Origin of the sequence: Pseudomonas eucalypticola, from assembly GCF_013374995.1 — a bacterium.
In the GTDB taxonomy this organism is placed as follows: Bacteria; Pseudomonadota; Gammaproteobacteria; order Pseudomonadales; family Pseudomonadaceae; genus Aquipseudomonas; species Aquipseudomonas eucalypticola.
In genome coordinates, this window is the sequence record NZ_CP056030.1 from 3,704,606 (window position 1) to 3,721,862 (window position 17,257).

16 protein-coding genes are annotated in these 17,257 nt (G+C 64.2%); 2 read left to right on the top strand and 14 right to left on the bottom strand.

The genetic code is table 11. The features are described from left to right. Nucleotides 1–16: 16 nt before the first annotated feature. Both HWQ56_RS16415 and HWQ56_RS16420 read right to left on the bottom strand, forming a co-directional pair. Complete coding sequence (locus HWQ56_RS16415; RefSeq protein ID WP_176571172.1) at nucleotides 17–1,015, bottom strand: ABC transporter substrate-binding protein; 999 nt, start codon at nucleotides 1,013–1,015, stop codon at nucleotides 17–19. Between the two features lie 52 nt (nucleotides 1,016–1,067). Then, nucleotides 1,068–1,535, bottom strand: a complete 468-nt coding sequence (locus HWQ56_RS16420) for a hypothetical protein (RefSeq protein ID WP_158154749.1) — start codon at nucleotides 1,533–1,535, stop codon at nucleotides 1,068–1,070. Nucleotides 1,536–2,218: 683 nt separating this feature from the next. Between HWQ56_RS16420 and HWQ56_RS16430 the strand changes: the two genes are divergently transcribed. Next, the gene (locus HWQ56_RS16430; RefSeq protein ID WP_176571173.1) at nucleotides 2,219–2,668 is read left to right on the top strand and encodes a hypothetical protein; all 450 of its coding nucleotides are present in this window, start codon (nucleotides 2,219–2,221) and stop codon (nucleotides 2,666–2,668) included. 153 nt (nucleotides 2,669–2,821) lie between these two features. Beyond that, complete coding sequence (locus tag HWQ56_RS16435; protein ID WP_158154752.1) at nucleotides 2,822–3,061, top strand: DUF2789 domain-containing protein; 240 nt, start codon at nucleotides 2,822–2,824, stop codon at nucleotides 3,059–3,061. Here HWQ56_RS16435 and HWQ56_RS16440 read toward each other — a convergent pair. The 12 genes from HWQ56_RS16440 to HWQ56_RS16495 all read right to left on the bottom strand — a co-directional run bounded on the left by HWQ56_RS16440 (nucleotide 3,049) and on the right by HWQ56_RS16495 (nucleotide 17,234). Then, nucleotides 3,049–3,264 (bottom strand): hypothetical protein, encoded by a 216-nt coding sequence (locus HWQ56_RS16440; RefSeq protein ID WP_158154753.1) that lies wholly within the window; start codon nucleotides 3,262–3,264, stop codon nucleotides 3,049–3,051. The genes HWQ56_RS16435 and HWQ56_RS16440 overlap by 13 nt on opposite strands. A gap of 118 nt (nucleotides 3,265–3,382) precedes the next feature. Further along, on the bottom strand, nucleotides 3,383–4,984 hold the full coding sequence (locus tag HWQ56_RS16445) for a methyl-accepting chemotaxis protein (protein WP_176571174.1): 1,602 nt from the start codon (nucleotides 4,982–4,984) through the stop codon (nucleotides 3,383–3,385). 115 nt (nucleotides 4,985–5,099) lie between these two features. Then, nucleotides 5,100–5,504 carry a TraR/DksA family transcriptional regulator gene (locus HWQ56_RS16450; protein WP_027979546.1) on the bottom strand — a complete coding sequence of 135 codons (405 nt, stop codon included), beginning with the start codon at nucleotides 5,502–5,504 and terminating at the stop codon, nucleotides 5,100–5,102. Nucleotides 5,505–5,840: 336 nt separating this feature from the next. Beyond that, a complete protein-coding gene (locus HWQ56_RS16455; protein ID WP_158154755.1) occupies nucleotides 5,841–6,866 on the bottom strand; it encodes an ABC transporter permease in 1,026 nt (341 codons plus the stop codon). An 11-nt stretch (nucleotides 6,867–6,877) separates the two neighbouring features. Continuing rightward, entirely contained in the window at nucleotides 6,878–8,434 is a 1,557-nt protein-coding gene (locus HWQ56_RS16460) for a sugar ABC transporter ATP-binding protein (RefSeq protein ID WP_176571175.1), read from the bottom strand. A 29-nt stretch (nucleotides 8,435–8,463) separates the two neighbouring features. Then, on the bottom strand, nucleotides 8,464–9,360 hold the full coding sequence (locus tag HWQ56_RS16465) for a sugar ABC transporter substrate-binding protein (protein ID WP_245217890.1): 897 nt from the start codon (nucleotides 9,358–9,360) through the stop codon (nucleotides 8,464–8,466). Between the two features lie 196 nt (nucleotides 9,361–9,556). Beyond that, nucleotides 9,557–10,591, bottom strand: coding sequence for a Gfo/Idh/MocA family oxidoreductase (locus HWQ56_RS16470; protein ID WP_176571177.1), 1,035 nt, complete (start codon nucleotides 10,589–10,591; stop codon nucleotides 9,557–9,559). 22 nt (nucleotides 10,592–10,613) lie between these two features. Next, nucleotides 10,614–12,551 (bottom strand): 3D-(3,5/4)-trihydroxycyclohexane-1,2-dione acylhydrolase (decyclizing), encoded by a 1,938-nt coding sequence (gene iolD / locus HWQ56_RS16475; RefSeq protein WP_176571178.1) that lies wholly within the window; start codon nucleotides 12,549–12,551, stop codon nucleotides 10,614–10,616. A 54-nt stretch (nucleotides 12,552–12,605) separates the two neighbouring features. Next, nucleotides 12,606–13,427, bottom strand: a complete 822-nt coding sequence (locus tag HWQ56_RS16480) for a TIM barrel protein (protein ID WP_176571179.1) — start codon at nucleotides 13,425–13,427, stop codon at nucleotides 12,606–12,608. Between the two features lie 114 nt (nucleotides 13,428–13,541). Next, a complete protein-coding gene (gene iolB, locus HWQ56_RS16485) occupies nucleotides 13,542–14,351 on the bottom strand; it encodes a 5-deoxy-glucuronate isomerase (RefSeq protein WP_158154761.1) in 810 nt (269 codons plus the stop codon). Next, on the bottom strand, nucleotides 14,348–15,256 hold the full coding sequence (iolE, locus tag HWQ56_RS16490) for a myo-inosose-2 dehydratase (protein WP_176571180.1): 909 nt from the start codon (nucleotides 15,254–15,256) through the stop codon (nucleotides 14,348–14,350). Before iolE ends, iolB begins: the two co-directional genes overlap by 4 nt. A gap of 34 nt (nucleotides 15,257–15,290) precedes the next feature. Then, nucleotides 15,291–17,234, bottom strand: a complete 1,944-nt coding sequence (locus tag HWQ56_RS16495; protein ID WP_176571181.1) for a bifunctional 5-dehydro-2-deoxygluconokinase/5-dehydro-2-deoxyphosphogluconate aldolase — start codon at nucleotides 17,232–17,234, stop codon at nucleotides 15,291–15,293. Between the last annotated feature and the right edge of the window lie 23 nt (nucleotides 17,235–17,257).

The following is a 17,257-nucleotide window of genomic DNA, read 5'->3' on the forward strand; positions in this document are numbered from 1 at the left end:
GCGGCCAAGTCCGCTGCTACAGCGCGGCGGCGACTTTGTCGGCTACCGGGGCGGGCACCCAGGCGCGCCATAGCTGTGGGTGCGCCTTCAGGAAGGCGATGGCGACCTGGCGCGGCGGCAGGTGCTCTTCGCTCATGGTGGCCAAGGCCTTGTTGAGGTCATCGATAGGCAACTGCACCTTCTCGAAGAACCCCACCAGTTGCGGGTAATCCTTGGCGAACGCCGTAGACACCCCTACCGACAGGATGGAGGGCGGAGAACGGGTAGGCCGGGGCGCCGGGTTGTCCGCCTGGGTCAGGGTTTTCCAGGCCTCGGGGTCGAACGCCGGCTCCTGCAATTGCACCAGGCGGTAACGGCCCAGCAACGGTGTAGGCGACCAGTAATAGAAGAGCACCGGCCGGCCCCGCTTGATCGAGGAAGTGATTTCCGCGTCCAGCGCCGCACCACTGCCGGAACGGAAGTTGGTGTAGCTGTCGCTCAAGCCGTATGCCTTGAGTTTCTGGCCGTTGACCACTTCCGACGTCCAGCCGATCGGGCTGTTGAGGAACCGGCCCTTGCCAGGGTCTTCAGGGTCACGGAACACGTCCTTGTAGCGCGGCAGGTCGCTGACGCTGCGCAGTTCGGGCGCCAGGGGCTTGATGCCCTGCGCCGCATCGCCCTTGATCACGTACTCGGGCACCCACCAGCCTTCGGTCGCCCCCGCCACCAGGTTGCCCAGCCCCTTGACCTGGCCCGCCGCCTCGGCCTTCACCCACACCGGACTGCGCCCAGCCCACTCCTCGGCGATCACCTGTATGTCGTTTTTCGCCAGGGCGGTTTCCAGGGTGATGGTGGTGCCCGGCAGGGTATCGGTCGGCAGGTCGTAGCCCTTCTCCACCACCAGGCGCAGGACTTCGGTAATCAGGCTGCCGCTTTCCCAGTTCAGGTCGGCAAAGTGGATGGGCGCAGGCGCGGCGCGCAACGGCGACGCCGCCAGCGCCAGGCAGCAAAGCACAGCGGACACTAACAGTTTCATCGGCATGGTCTCGACAGTCAGCACTCACTGACTGTAGACCACCGCGCGGACGTTACTCGCTGGGCTTGAACGTCAGCTCGCCCTTGCGCCATTTGGCGGCCTTGGACGAGGCGGCCTTGAGGGTCTTGGCCAGGCCACCCTGCAGTTGTTCATTGGCAGCGAACACCATCACCACGGTCTGGCCTTCCTTGAAGACGATACCGTTGCCATCGGCGGTGCTGACAAAGGCATATTCGCCAAGCCCATAGACCGCCAACTTGATTTCGCGGAACTTGATTTCAAACTTTCCGCCTTCTCGGCTGGGTAATACTGCCGCACGGAAGTGGTCACCCACTTTCAGTTCCAGGCGGGGTTTGTCATCCACTACCAGTGCGCTTTCGGTATCGAGCTCAGCCATGTAAATGCCTTCGGCGGTTTGCTCGGTGACATACACGAAACGCGATTGAAACAGTTTTACCAGTTTGGCGCGAAGGTCGCCCAGCACGAACAGCGCGTGCATTTCCAGATTACTTACTGCCAATTAAAAATCCTCGAAATGAAAACACTGCCCCCTCCAACTCGGGCAGCCGAACCCAACCCGGCCGAACCCGAACACCAAGGCCCGGCGTGAAGAACACACGTCCATGAGAGACCCGACCAGCCCCGCCATGAGAAAGGGCGAGACTCGCTCCGCAGCGCAGAAGACTAACGGAAACAGCCCAGGGACGACGCCCGCAGGCATTCACTGACCTTGAAGGAAAAAACCACCCTACGTGTAGGGCGTTGCCTATTCGCTGGAATCAGCAATACGCCACAGCCCGCAGTACCTTTTCCGACAGCCTGATGCGGTAAAAAATGCGATAGCTATGCACGCCGCTACGCACAGGGCGTACCGCTACCCCACGAGAAGGAACGAATATGCACGATTCAATGGAAAACCGTCGAGCCTCTATTGACGAGGCCCACCCAACTATCGACTTCGGCGCTCTATTGTACCGACACATCGGGTCACAGGGCTACCACCCCGCGCCCCGTTGCCATGTTATTCCAGCGGGGCGCAACTTCTTTCATATCCAGGAACGCGCCTCCGGGCGAACCCTGGGCTTTCGCCGCAGCCATCTTGAAGCCTGTGCGCTGGCCCAGCAACTGGAAAGCAGCGTACCGGCCTAAAGGACTGTGTAGCACCGCCGATACAATTGGCGAGCCCTCTTCGAGATCAACGCCATGCTTGAAATCAATACGGTCCTCGGCCTGCTGGCGCCGCGGGAAGAGGACCCGGCGCGCGTGCGGGCCGAAGCCGAGGCCAGCGCACGGGCGCGCGCTGAAGTCGAGGCCAGTGCGGCCGAGGCAACCGCCGCCAAGGCCGCTGCCACCGAGGCCGCCACTGCCAAGCGCCAGGCCCAGCAGGTCGCCAACCGCCGCCGCGCGCGCCAGCACAATCAACGTATCGCCGAACTGCAGAACCAGGCCAGGCACGAACAGCACCAATACATGGCAGCGCTGAACGCCGACTACCCGAGCGTCGCCGAACGCAATCTGGCGCTCACCCGCGCCCGGGCCAGCATGATGGCCGCGCATATCGCCAGAGACTTGGCGACGACGGTACCCGTGACCCCACGCCCGCCCGCTAGCACGCCGGGCCAGGATTCAAGCAGCGTCGACACCTTCGCATGAGCCTCGGGCCTGCCGGTGCCCGATCAGGGCCTGCCGCCCCTTCTGCCACGCGGCTCCACCTCGGATAGAACTCTTGTGCCTGGAACCTTTCATAGCATAGACAAGCGCTTTTTCAGCCAGGCACCGGCAGGCTTCCCCTGCCAAGGAGATGACATGGAAACCGAACAAACGAATCTGGGTACCCTGTTCGAACAATTGGGGCTGGACGGCGACCCGGCCAGCATTGATCGTTTCATCGCAGCCCACCCCCTGCCCGCGGACGTGAAGCTGATCGATGCCACGTTCTGGACCGACCGCCAAGCGCAATTTCTGAAGGAAGAACTACGCGCCGATGGCGGCGACTGGGCCATTCCTATCGACGAGTTGAACCAGCGGCTGCATCAGCAAGCGTGACGCGACGCTAACAGCCCAGGCTCTACGGCCAGTTGCGCCAGCCAGGCGTCCCGGCACTCCAGCGCTTCGGCGCGGCTCGCGAAGGCGGTGCCGCGCCGTTCGCCGTTGACCAGCACCACCCAGCACACGCGCGTGCCCACCGCCTGAAGGCCGGCGGGTACGCCGCTGCCGATCATGACGGCCACATCAACTTTGCTTTGCATGATTTCCCTCCCGAGATTTCATTAGCTAGCTAACAATGTAACTATCATAGTGCCTTCAGTGATGAAGAAACAGTGAACTCTGGTATAGCTTCGTTACAGAAACGGTAACAAAACCCCGTTAGTCTCGAACACTCTGCGGTGTGTATCCCAACCGGAACCCGCCCCAGTGCCTTCCCTTGATATGTATCGGCACGGACAGGTCGTGCATGAGCTCCCCGGTATCGCGGGTGTAAGTCTGCAGCAGCACTGCCTGTTCATGACTGCCACAGCGCACGCCAGTGCGGTCGTCGAACTTGCGCTTGGTGCGGTTGCCCAGGGTGTCCCGCGCCACATCGCCGGTCAGTGGTTGGCTGAACGCCTGGTTATGCGTGGGTACATAGCCTTGGGGCGTGCAGGCGATGGCGAAGACCAGGCCCTCGTGGCGGCGCAACAAGGGCTCCTGGATCGCCGGCAGTACCTGGTCGGTGTAGCGGTCGAAACGGGTGCGGAATTTCACCGGGTGCGTATTGGCAACCGGCTGGTAGTGACGGTCGAACAGGTCGTCCAGGCTCAAGCGCCCGCTGTCCAGGTCCTGTTCGAACTGCCGCGCGATGTGGGCCGCGCCTTCACGGGCCAAATCGTAGACGCGCTGGTGATAGTCGTCGAGGCCGACCTCGGCCAGGCGCTCGCTGATGCTCTCGGCCTGGCTTTCCAGCTGCACCGCGGCCCCGGCCAGGTGCTGGGTCTGCTGGTCGCTGACGGCCAGGTCGCCACGCATCTGCTCCACCGCCTGAAACAGGCTGGCCAGTTGCTCACGATTGGTCTGGGCGCCCTGGGCGATCTCACCCACCTGGCGCTCCACGCCCGCCGCCAAAGTGGCGATGGTGTGCAGTTGCTCACCGGTATGTTCCACCTGCAACACCCCTGCCCCCAGGTCCGTGGACAACTGGCGGATTTGCTCCACCACCTCAGCGGTGCGCATTTGAATATCGGCGACCATCTGCCCGACCTCTTCAGTGGCCGTTGCAGTGCGGCCAGCCAACCCCCTCACCTCATCGGCGACCACGGCGAAACCACGGCCATATTCCCCGGCCCTGGCGGCCTCGATCGCCGCGTTCAATGCCAACAGGTTGGTCTGGCTGGCGATGGACTGGATGACCGCCGTGACGCGCTGGATGTCTTCACTGCGCTGGCTCAGCGCCTCGATCAGTTCGCGGCTGGCGTTGGCGCGCTCGCTGAGCTGGTGCATGCGGGCAATAGACGCGGCCAGGACTTCGCGACCTGCCACGCCGTGGCGATGCGCCTCGCTGGCGGCCCCCAGCGCCTGCTGGCTCAGCTCGGAAGTGACCTGTTCGGTGCCGATCATGACCTCGGCGCTGCTGACGATCTGCGCGGCGGCGGTCAACTGCGATTGCACGCGCGCGGCCAGCTGGCGCACGGAGAACGCCACACCGGCGGCGGACAGGGCATTCAGGCTGGTGGTACGGGACAGGTCACGGCTGAGCGCCGCCAGGGGCGGCACCTCATTGGCCTGGGCCGGCGCGGGCGCTGGCTGGCCCAGCCTCGGTAGCCACAGGCAGAGCAAGGCCAGGGGCGCGGCCAAGTAGAACGGCAGCTGGACAAACGCCGTGGCTGCCAGCAGGCCAAGCAACGCCAGGCCCTGCAACCCGGGGAGCCAGGACCGGGGCGGGCGAACCGCAGTTGGCCGGGCAGTGGCGAGCAGAGATCCGTCTCTCATCATTTCAAGCACCTCGTGGCTATTGTCATTGTTCTGACGTCATTAAACGCCACAACAAGGCAATTGGCCACTACCGCTCACCTGCAACGCCCCTGGCAATCGGGCGTCCGGGGCGCGATCAGGCCTGGCGCTGGTGCTTGTCGATCTGCTCGTGACGCTCTTGGGCTTCGATGCAGTATTTGGTGGTCGGGCTGATCAGCAGGCGCTTGAGGCCGATCGGCTCGCCGCTGTCGTCGCACCAGCCGAAGCTTTCGTCGGCGATACGGCCCAGGGCCTGTTCCAGCTGCGGCAGCGAACGCTGATCGCGGTCGATGACGTTGACCAGCCAGTGGCGCTCTTCTTCAACCGAAGCGGCATCGGCCGGGTCGGCCGGGGTGTCCAGGCTCTCAATGGCGATGCGGCTCTGTTCGATACGCTCGTGCGTCTCGACCTTGAGCGCCTGCAGCAGCTCGGTGAAAAATGCCAGCTGCTCGGCGTTCATGTAGTCATCGGCCGGCATGGCCAGCAACTTTTCCTTTGTCATTGATTTCTCTATAAAAAATACGTGCATTAAGGCGAATCAAAATGTGCTGCCGAACCCGGTTCGGCCCCACGGAATTCTTCAAGCGCCAACCGGCACTCAATTTATGAGGGGCGGCAGTCTAAGGCGGGTTTTCTCGCGCAGCAACTGAATTGAAGGCAGATTTGACCAATAACCTGCATCTTTGCGCAATGCCTTCCGGGTCATACCCGGCGCGGGCGAGCGCGGCGGACAAAAATGCCGCCAACAGGCGGCCATCTTCGGGCTAAACGCGGCAAAAAGCAAAAAAGCCCGCGGGGCACCGAAAGCGGCGCCGCGCGGGCAAAAATCGCAACCCCGTCAGCGCTTCAACAAGCGCTTGCTGCGATACTGGTCGATGACCACGGCCACGACGATGATCACCCCCTTGATGATGTCCTGCACATACGCGTCAACCCCCACGAACGTGAAGCCAGAGGCCATCACGCCGAGGATCAGCGCCCCGATCACCGTGCCGCTGATACGCCCTACCCCGCCCACCAGGCTGGTGCCGCCAATCACGGCGGCGGCGATGGCGTCCAGTTCGTAGGACATGCCCATGCCTGCCTGGCCAGTGGCAGCCCGCGCCGACGCTACCACCCCGGCCAGGCCCGCCAGCAGCCCGGCGATGCTGTAGACGATGACCAGGTGACGCTTGACGTTGATACCACTGGTCCGCGCCGCCTGCATGTTGCCGCCGATGGCGTAGGTGTACTTGCCGTAGCGGGTGTAGCGCAGGGCGATATGGAAGATCACCGCCACCACCAGGAAGATGATCACCGGCATCGCCCCGCGGCCAATGGCGGTGTAGCTGTCCGACAGCATGCTGATAGGCTGGCCCTCGGTATACAGACGCGCCAGGCCACGGGCCGACACCATCATCCCCAGGGTGGCGATGAACGGCGGGATGCCCGTCAAGGCGATGATACTGCCGTTGATGGCCCCCGCCAGCAGGCCGACCCCCAGCCCCGCCAGCACGGGCGCCCACACGGGCAGGTCAGTGAGGTGCGGGAACACCGCGCGGGCATAGTCCGAACCCTGCGCCAGGCTGGCAGCGACCATGGCCGACATGGCCAGCACCGAGCCGGAAGACAGGTCGATGCCCGTGGTGATGATCACCTGGGTCACGCCGATGGCGATCAGGCCGATGATCGACACCTGCAAGATCATCAGCACCAGGCGTTGGGAGTTCATCAGAAAGCTCTGGTCGCGCACGATCCAGCCAAATACCTCAAACACCAGGCCGATGCCGATCAGCACCAGCAGAATGCTCAGCTCGGTGGGCATGCGCCGCCGGGAGCGGCTGGGCGGTGCGGCAACGGGTTTGTTTTCAGTCAAGGTGGTCATGGGCGGGTTCCTTATTGTGGGTGCGCGGGCGCGGCAGTGTCCAAGGCGCTGGCCGGGACGCCCGAGGCGAGGTGCATGATGCGTTCCTGGGTCGCGTCGGCGCGGTCCAGGGTGCCGGTCATGTGCCCTTCATGCATGACCAGGATGCGGTCACTCATGCCCAGCACTTCCGGCAGTTCGGAAGAAATCATGATCACCGCCAGGCCTTCGTCGGCCAGGTTGGCGATCAGGCGGTAGATTTCCGCCTTGGCGCCGACGTCGACGCCACGGGTGGGTTCGTCGAGGATCAGTACCCGCGGCTGGGTCATGAGCCATCGGGCCAGCAGGGCCTTCTGCTGGTTGCCCCCGGAGAGGCTGTCGATGCACTGGTCCAGGGACGGGGTCTTGACCCGCAGGCGCTTGCACATGTCATCGCACAGCAGGCGCAGGGCCTTCTGATGGACGAACCCATGGCCCACATAGTGCGGCAGTACCGCCACCTCCATGTTCTCCATCACCGACAGGCACGAAAACAGCCCGGTCAGCTTGCGGTCCTCGGTCAGCAGCGCCAGGCCCAGGTGGATGGCCTGGCCCGGGTCGGTCATGCGCACCGGTTTGCCGTCGACGAACATCTCGCCTTCGGTGGCCGGGGTGATGCCGAACAGGGTTTCGGCGATGTTGGTGCGCCCGGCCCCCATCAGCCCGGCGATGCCCAGCACCTCGCCGGCGCGCAGTTCGAACGACACCCCTTCGAACACCCCCTTGAGGCCCAGGTTGCGCGCCTCCAGGCGCACGTCGCCCAGCGGCTGGGTGCGCTGGGGGAACAATTGGGTCAACTCGCGCCCCACCATCAGGGTAATCAGTTGTTCGCCGTTGAGGGTGTGCGCCGGGTACTGGCCGATGAAGCAGCCGTCACGGAACACCGCCACCTGATCGGCGATGGTGAACACCTCGTCCATCTTGTGGGTGATATAGACGATGGCTTTGCCCTGGGCCTTGAGGTCGCGAATGATGGAGAACAGGTGGGCCACTTCCTTTTCGGTAATGGCCGAGGTGGGTTCATCCATGATCAGAATCTCGGAGTCGTAGCTGACCGCCTTGGCGATCTCCACCATTTGCCGCGCGGCGATGCTCAGCTCGCCCACCAGGTCGTCGGGCGAAAGGTCGATGCGCAACCGGGTCAGCAACTGCGTGGTGGCCCGGTGCATGGCACCGTGGTCAACCGTGTGCCAGGGGGTCAGCGGTTCACGGCCGATCCAGATGTTCTCGGCGATGCTCATGTGCGGCATCAGGTTGAGTTCCTGGTGAATCATGGCGATACCGGACTTCAATGCCGCCAAGGGGTTGTCCAGGGTCACGGCTTCGCCGCGCAGGCGCAATTCACCGCTGTCAGGCTGGTGGATGCCGGCGATGATCTTCATCAGCGTCGACTTGCCCGCGCCGTTCTCGCCCATCAGGGCCAGCACTTCACCGCGGTGAACGCTCAGGCGAACATTGTCCAGGGCGGTCACACCGGGAAAGCGTTTGGTCACGCCGGCTACTTCCAGCAGGCATTCGTGTTCGGAGGGGTCGTTGGCATAGGCAAACATCGGGGTGCACTCCAGGGCTGGGCGGGCAATCAGTGTTTGAACTGGTCGGCGTTAGCGGCCGTGATCAACTGGAACGGTACCCACACCCATTGTTCGACGGGCTGCTTGTGGGCCATCTTCACAGCTGCGTCCACGGCGGCATCGGCCTGGCCTTTGGCGTCCTGATACACTGAAACCGCCAGGTCACCTTTCTTCACGGCGTTCAGGCCGTCGGGCGTGCCATCGACACCGCCAATCAGCACACTCCCCTCCTTCACCCCAGCCTGTTTGAGGGCCATCGCGGCACCAATGGCCATTTCGTCATTGTTGGAGAACACTGCATCGAACTTGCGGCCCTGGGTGATCCAGTCGTTGACCAGGTCCATGCCCTTCTGCCGCAGCCAGGTACCACTCTGTTCCTGGTCGATCTTGATGCCTGGGTATTTGGCCAGAATCTCTTTCACACCCTTGGTGCGCCCCTGGGTCGAGTTGTTGGCCAGGTCGCCCAGCAGGATCACCACGTTACCTTTGCCTCCCAGCTTATCGGCCAGATACTGGCCCTGCATTTCACCGGCCTTGATGTCGTCAGAGGCCACTACCACCACCCCCGCTGGAATCTTGCGGTCGTCAGGGCTGCGGTTGACGTAGATGAGGGGTATGCCGGCGTCGGTGGCCTCTTTGGTGATGCGCGCGGTCGCTGCGGTGTCGACGGGGTTGACGATGATGGCATCGACCTTCTGACTGATGAAGCTTTCCACCTGGCTGAGCTGCTTGACCACATCGCCCCGGGCATCTTCAAACTGCAGGGTGACCCCTTCGGGCACGGATTTGGCCTTGGCGCCCATGTCTTCGCGCAGGTAGGTCAACCAGGTGTCATCGAATTGCGACATGGCCACGCCAACCTTGAGGTCGGCCAGGGCGGCGCCGCTGGCCAGGGACACGGCCATGGCCAGGCAGAGGCGGCGGATAGCAGACGAGCGTGTGGAGCGCAGCGGCGTGGCTGGCGGGGTGGAGGTTTTCATCGACGGCACCTTTTTATTGTTGTGCTTGGTTTTTTCATCCACCACGCCGAATGCGCAATGGATGTGAAAGTCGGAACCTGCAATTGACTCTAGTAGAAAATAAATTCCATATCAAATGAATTTAGAATTTTGTTGCAACCTCCAGCGTAACCACCTCGCGCTGGTCGGCACTGCGCCGGGCAGCGTCCAGCACCACCAGGGCCTGCACCGCGTCGCGGGCGTCCACTGGCAACGGCCCGCCCTGGTCGATGGCCGCCTGCAACTGCTGATAGAACTGCGGCCAATTGCCCCGTTCGGAGGGGACTTTTTCCCGTTCCTGGCCCTGCTCGAACCAGCCCCAGCGGCGGTGTTCCTCCACCCCCCAAGTGTCGCCGGCGCTGGCCGGGGTAAGCCCGGCCTCCGCTTGCTCGCTTTGCACGTCCAGGCCATCGACACAATAGCTGCCGTGCTCGCCGCTGACCCGGAACCGCGGCCGCGGCGCGCTTTGCAGCGCGTGGCCGTACAAGTGGCTGACGACCCCGCTGGCGTGGGTCAAGGACATGAAGAAACCATGGTCCACACTGTGCTGGGGCTGTTGTTCCAGTTCGGCGTAGACCTGGCTGACCGGGCCGAACAGCAACAGCGCCTGGTCGACCAGATGGCTGCCCAGATCACGCAGCCAGCCACCCCCACTGTCGTTGCCGACATTGTCAGGTTCGAAACGCTCCATGGCCGACTCGAAGCGATGCACCCGGCCCAGCACACCCGTGTCCAGCAACTTGCGCACGGTGAGAAAATCCGAGTCCCAGCGCCGGTTCTGGTACACGCTCAGCGGCACCGCCTGGCGCTCGGCGGCGTCCACCAGCACTCGCGCCTGTTCAGCGTCGGCTGCGAACGGCTTGTCGCTGACCACCGCCACCCCATGCTCGATCGCTTCGAGCACCAGGCCAGGGCGGCCTTTGAGCGACGTCGAGATCACCACCGCGTCCACCCCCGCCGCCACCAACTGCGCGAGGGTGTCAAAGGCCGGCACACCGGGGTAATCGACCGCCAACTGTGCCCGCCGCTGCGGCGAACGGGTCACCACCCCCACCCAGGTGGCGTTGCCCAGCGACGCCAGCAGGGGTGCATGGAACACACGGCCACCCCGGCCATACCCTACAAGTCCGATACGCATGTCGCGCCCCTCCGGTTACGGTTCAATACTGGCGCGCTTGCGCCAGGTGTTCGTCCTGGCTGCGCCGAACCTCGGCCGTACGGGCGCTGTTGGACACTTGCGCGACGCCCACCCGCCACCAGGACAGGTAACCGTGGACCATGGTCTTGGGCAGCACCTTGATATCGATGAGGGTCGACACCGTCTGCTGACGGGCGTCGATCAGCGCCGCGTGCAACTGCTCCAGGGTACTGACCTTGTAGGTCTTGCAGCCATAGGCCGCGGCGCTCATGGCGTAGTCCACGGGCATGAAGCTGCCATCCAGGCGCCCGGTCTCGGGGTTGCGGTAACGGAATTCGGTACCGAAGCTGCCCATGCCATTGCCCATCTGCAGGTTGTTGATACAGCCGAAGGTCATGTTGTCCAGCAACAGCACGTTGATCTTGCGCCGTTCCTGAATGGAAGTGACCAGTTCCGAATGCAGCATCAGGTAAGAGCCGTCCCCCACCAGTGCATAGACCTCCCGCTGAGGCTCGGCCAGTTTCACCCCCAGGGCGGCGTTGACCTCGTAGCCCATGCACGAATAACCGTATTCCACGTGGTAACTGTTGGCACTGCGGGTCTGCCACACACGTTGCAGGTCGCCGGGCAGGCTGCCCGCTGCCGCGACCACCACGGCGTCGGCGTCGATCTGGCGGTTGATCACGCCCAGCACCTGACTCTGGGTCAGCGCAGAGCCCGTCAGCTCGATGAACTCACGCAGCACGGCCGGGTCCAGGCCATCGACCACTTCCGGCACGAAATCCTGACTGCTGTAGCCACGGTTGTAGACACGCTCCACCTCAGCGTGCAACTGCGCGCGCGCCTCGATCACCTGGTTACCCCAGGCGGCACGGTAGCCCTGGCGTGCCAAGGGGTCGGCCAACTGCTGCAGGGCCAGCTTGGCATCGCCCAGTACCTGCACGGCGTCCAGCTTGAGCACGTCGGCGCTGTTGACGTTGAGGTTGAGAAACTGCACCTCGGGGTTCTGGTACAACCACTTGGAGGACGTGGTGAAATCGGTGTAGCGGGTGCCGATGCCGATGATCAGATCGGCCTCCAGGGCCAACTGGTTAGCGGCCAGGCAGCCGGTTTCGCCAATGCCGCCCACATTCAGCGGGTGGCTGGAGACCAGGGTGCCTTTGCCCGCCTGGGTTTCGGCAAAGGGAATGTCGAAGCGTTCGGCGAAGGCCTGCAGGGTGTCCCCGGCGCCGGCATACTTGACCCCGCCGCCGCAGATGATCAGCGGTTTGCGCTTGCCAGCCAGCAACGCGGCGGCGTCGGCGATAGCGGCGTCCACCGGCGGGCGACGGTCCACGCGGTGCACCCGCCGGGCGAGGAAACTGTCGGGGTAGTCATGGGCCTCGGCCTGCACGTCCTGGGGCAGCGCCAAGGTCACGGCACCGGTCTCGGCCGGGTCGGTGAGTACGCGCATGGCCTGCAGCGCCGCGCTGATCAGTTGCTCGGGCCGGTTGATGCGGTCCCAGTATTTGCTCACGGCCTTGAAGGCATCGTTGGTGCTGATGCTCAGGTCATGGAACTGTTCGATCTGCTGCAACACCGGGTCGGGTTGGCGGCTGGCGTAGACGTCGCCCGGCAGCAACAGCAAGGGGATACGGTTGGCCGTGGCGGTAGCCGCTGCGGTCAGCATGTTCGCCGCCCCTGGCCCCACCGATGAGGTGCAGGCATAGATTTTGCGGCGCAGGTGCTGCTTGGCGAAACCGATGGCGGCGTGGGCCATGCCCTGCTCGTTGCGGCCCTGGTGCACCACCAGTTGGCCACCGTCCTGCTCCAGGGCCTGGCCAAGGCCCAGTACGTTGCCGTGGCCGAAAATAGTGAACACGCCTTCGACGAATTTGCTCTGCACGCCGTCCACTTCGATGTACTGGTTGTCCAGGAAACGCACCAGGGCCTGGGCCATGGTCAATCGTGTCGTGCTCATGTTCGCACCTTTTATTCTTCAAACGGGTTCTGTGGTCAATCGCGACATCGGGGCTCAGGGAAGCTGCTGGCTCAGGTAATTCATGCTCCGCCCCAGCGCCTGGCGAATATCGGCCAAGCCATGGACGCTCGCGGCGAACGGCTCCCATGACACGTAGCCGTCATAGCCACTGCTGAGCAGGCTGTCGATCTGCGCGGCGTTGCCGAGGATGTCGTGTTCGCCGATCAGCACGCGGTGCCCGTCCTGGATGCTGGCGAGCGGCGCCTCGGCGTCTTCCACGCCGCTGATGTGCACCAGCCCGGTGAGCGCCGGGAAGAACGCCTGTTCACCTGCCAGGTGGTGGTGGAAGGTGTCGTGCACCAGGCGGAACACGTCCAGGCCGCCGATGGCCTTGATCGCCTCCACGGCCTGGCCTTTGCGCCGCAACGCCGACTGTTCGAAACCCAGGGGCTCGACAAAGCCCAGCAAGCCATGTTCACGCAGAATGGGCGCCAACGCCGTGAGCGCTGTGCGCAGGCCGGCAGCGCGGGCGGCGGCGGCGCGGCTATCGCCCTGCTCGTTGAGCGGGCACATCACCAGGCCGGTAGCACCACAGTCACGAGCGTAGGCCGCCAATTTCAGGGCCTGGGCACGGCGCTCGTCATTCCATACGTCAAAGGGGTACAGGGCGTTGATCGACAGTACGCGGATGCCGTGGGCGGCACACAGGTCGCGCACCTGCTCCGGCGGCGTGCCATCTTCGATCTCGACCCCCTTGAGGTCGTTGCGAATCTCGATGGCATCGGCGTTGAGGGCCACGGCCAGGTCGATGAAGTCGGCCAGTGGCAGGTGGGGGGCAACCATGCGGTTGAGGGCGAAACGCAGGGGCTGGCGCATTTGTTATTGTTCTCCGGAAGAATGGCGCGGACGGGTTCGAATACGCGGTGGCCGCTTCCCGAGCTTCGCCCGGTCCCACAGGGACATGAGCAGCCATCCTGTGGGCAGGCAAGGTCAAAGGTCCAGCAGCCAGGCGTGCTGCGGGTCGTTGTAGAACTGCCAGACGCGCTTTGGCCCCGCCATCACGTTCAGGTAATAGTTCTCGTAGCCATACGGCACGCTCACCGGGTGATACCCCTCGGGCACCACCACCAGGTCGTTGTTTTCCACGGCCATGGTCTGGTCGACGCGGCGGTCGTCGGTGTAAACCCGCTGGAAGACAAAACCCTGGGGCGGGTTGACCTGGTGGTAATAGGTCTCTTCCAGGAAGCTCTCCTCGGGCAGTGCATCGCGGTCATGCTTGTGCGGTGGGTAGCTGGAGCTGTGGCCCGACGGCGTGCGCACCTCCACGACCAGCAGCGAATGGGCCACCTCGGTGTCGGGCAGGATGTCGCAGACGTAGCGGGTGTTGGCACCCTTGCCGCGGCTGCTGCGCTTCATGCTCTGGGGCGTGATGAGCCGCGCGTTCAACTCACCCACTGGCGCGCCAGGTGCCGCGCACACCGCCACTTGCATGTCGCTCAATGCTTCCAGGCGCGCCTGGCTGCCGGTGGGCAGGTACACCGCCCAGGGCGACTTGTCTTCGAACACCGACTGGCGCTCGCCCAGGTTGTCCCAGGTGAACGCACCCTGGACCGGCGCTTCGCCACTGAGGCTGGCGCGGCCGGTGAGAATCACCACGCACAGCTCCTTGTCACCGGCCGCCAGGGGCAGGCTTTCACCCAGGCTCAGGCGGTGGGCACTGAAGCCTACGTATTCCAGGGTATTGTCGGCCAGGCGTACCACTTCCTGGCCCTGTTGATGACTCTTGACCAGCAGGCTCATGCAGCAGTCCTCCGTTCACGGGCTTGGGCAAGCAAGGTATGCAGGGTGTCGAAGCCCTTTTTGGCATAGACATAGCTGGGGGCCACGGCGGGATCCTGTTCGGCCTCCACCACCAGCCAGCCCCGGTAATCCACCGCGAGCAGTTCGTCGATCAGCGGCGCGAAATCGATGTCGCCATCGCCCGGCACGGTGAAGGTGCCGTTGACGATGCAATCGGGAAAGCTCCACAGGTTGTTGCGCGCCAGTTGCACCACGGGCTTGCGCACATCCTTGAAGTGCACATGGCACACGCGCTGGATATGGGTGCGCAACACGGTCAGGGGGTCACCGCCGCCCATGTAGCAATGGCCGGCATCGAACAGCAGGCCCACCTGCGAGCCGGTCAGGGCCATGAGGGTGTCGATGTCCTGGGGCGCCTCCACGTAGGCGCCCATATGATGATGGTAGGCCAGGCGCACGCCCTGGCTGAGGGTAAAGGCCGCCAGTTCGTCGAGTTTCGCCGCGTAGTCTTCCCAGGCCTGGCGGCTATGGAAGCGCGGGCGTTCGACCAGGGGAATGCGCTTGCCCTGAATGGCGTCGGCCACCTCGCCGTAGACCAGCACGGTGGCGCCGTTGGACGCCAGCAGCTGCACATGGCTGGCGATGGCGTCGATCTCTTCGGCCGCCGTGCGCTGGGCCAGGCGCCCGGAGTACCAGCCCGACACCAGCGCCAGGTCATGGGGCTCGAGGACCTGGGCCACGCCCGGGCCGTCCTTGGGGAATTTGCCGTTGAGTTCAAAGCCTTCGTAGCCGATGGCCTTGCCCTCGCTGAGCGCGGTGCTCAGCGGGGTCTCGCCGCCCAGGGACGGCAGGTCGTCGTTGCTCCAGGAAATCGGGTTGATGCCGATACGAATCGCGGATGGCATGGCTGCACCTGTTGTTGTTATCGGTGTGGGACGTTCAGCGGCCATGACGGGCCGAACGCCAGGCTTCGATCAGTTGGCCGAATCGCTGCCGCACCTGGGCCACCAGGCCGGCGTCGTCGATCTCGCCGTTGAACCAGGCGCGGCTGGGCTCATGGAAAATCGTGCGGCCCACGGCGAAACCGCGGCAGGTGGTGCTGGCACCGGCCTGGGCAAAGCCCTCGGCCAGCTCGCTGGCCGGGGCGTTGAGGCCCAGCAGCACCACGCCACGGCAATAGGGGTCACGCTCCTGGATCAAGGCGTCCAGAGCCTGCCATTGCTCAGCACTCTGGGCCTCTATTTTCCACCACGCCGGGTAGATACCCAGGTTGTACAAGCGCTTGATGGCACGGTAAAGCACGTCGGGGTGGGCGCCGGGCAGGTCCTTGGGGGGAATGATTTCAAGCAGCAGCTCATGGCCGCTGGTGATCGACGCTTCGTACAGGCCGCGGATCTGCGCTTCCTGCTCCAGGCGCAGCAAGGGCTCATCATCGGGGTGGAACTGCACCAGGCACTTGATGATCTGCTCGCTGGGCCAGGCGATCAGGTTGCTGGCCACCGAACGGCCATGCTCGAACGCCAAGGGCCGCGAACCTTGTACCTCCACCGGCCGGGCGATCCACCAGCCGCGCCCGCTGGCCGCGTTCAGTGCATCCTGGCCAAAGCGCTGGTCGGCCAGCAGCCCGACATCGGCGGCGATGCCGCGCTTGGCCAGGTCCGCCTCCACTTCTTCTATGGCGCGCAGAAACAGTTGCTTGAGCGCGGGAATCGTGGCCAGGTCACGGCCGGCCTGCTGGGCCAGCTCCACCAGTTGGCCACGGTGGTCGAAGGCAAAAATGAACAGTTGCTGCCATTGCTTGCGCGGCGTCGTGACCCGGTGCAGGCGTTGCAGGGTATCGTCCTTGTCCGGGCGGGTGATGGGCACCGGGCTGTTGAACAGGTAGTCCAGTTCGGCGGGGGTCGGCATGGCCGGGGCACAGGCATGACGTGACACCACCAGGCCGCCGCAGGCATTGGCCAACTGGCAGCACCGGGCGTCATCGGCGTCGTTCAGCCAGCCACTGAGAAAGCCCGACATGAAGGCATCCCCGGCGCCTAGCACATTCAGCACTTCCACCCGGGTCCCCGGGTAGATCTCGCCGTCTTCCAGGCGCGCCGGAATGGCGCCGTGAATCACCGTGCAGCCCTGGGCACCCAGCTTGACCACCAGGGTGGCGCTGCTCAGCTCGCGCACGGTGCGCAGCGCGGTCAGCAGGTCGGTGCTGCCGCCCGCGATGAGAAACTCTTCCTCGGTGCCGACGATCAGGTCGAACCGTGGCAGGATACGTTGCACATGGGCGCTGACCTTATGGTCGGCGACAAAGCGCGTCTCGCCGTCTGCCTTGCCCGCCAGGCCCCACAGCACCGGGCGGTAGTCGATATCGAGCACGCGCTTGACGTTGTGCCGCTCGGCATAGTCCAGGGCCTGACTGCTGGCCTGGTAGACGCCGTCGGTAGAGAAATGGGTGCCGGTGATCAGCAGCGCCTTGCTGGAGGCGATGAAATCTTCGCGCACGTCTTCGGCGCGCAGGGCCATGTCGGCACAGTTCTCGCGGTAGAACACCAAAGGGAAGGTTTCACGGTCCTTGAGGCCCAGCAGCACCATGGCGGTGAGGCGCTCGGGGTCGACCTTGACGGCCGAGGTGTCGCAGCCTTCACGCTGCAACGACTCGACCAGGAAGCGGCCCATGTGGTCGTCCCCTACCCGGCTGAGCATGGCCGACTTGAGGCCCAGCCGTGCGGTGCCGAAGGCAATGTTGGCGGAAGAACCGCCCAGGTACTTGGCGAAGCTGGAAACATCCTCCAGCCTGGCCCCCACTTGCTGGGCATAGAGGTCGACGCCCAGGCGCCCCAGGCAAATCAGGTCCACGTGTCGACCGGTGGCAAAACGAGTCTGGCCCATGCTGGCTCCTGTTATTGTTATCA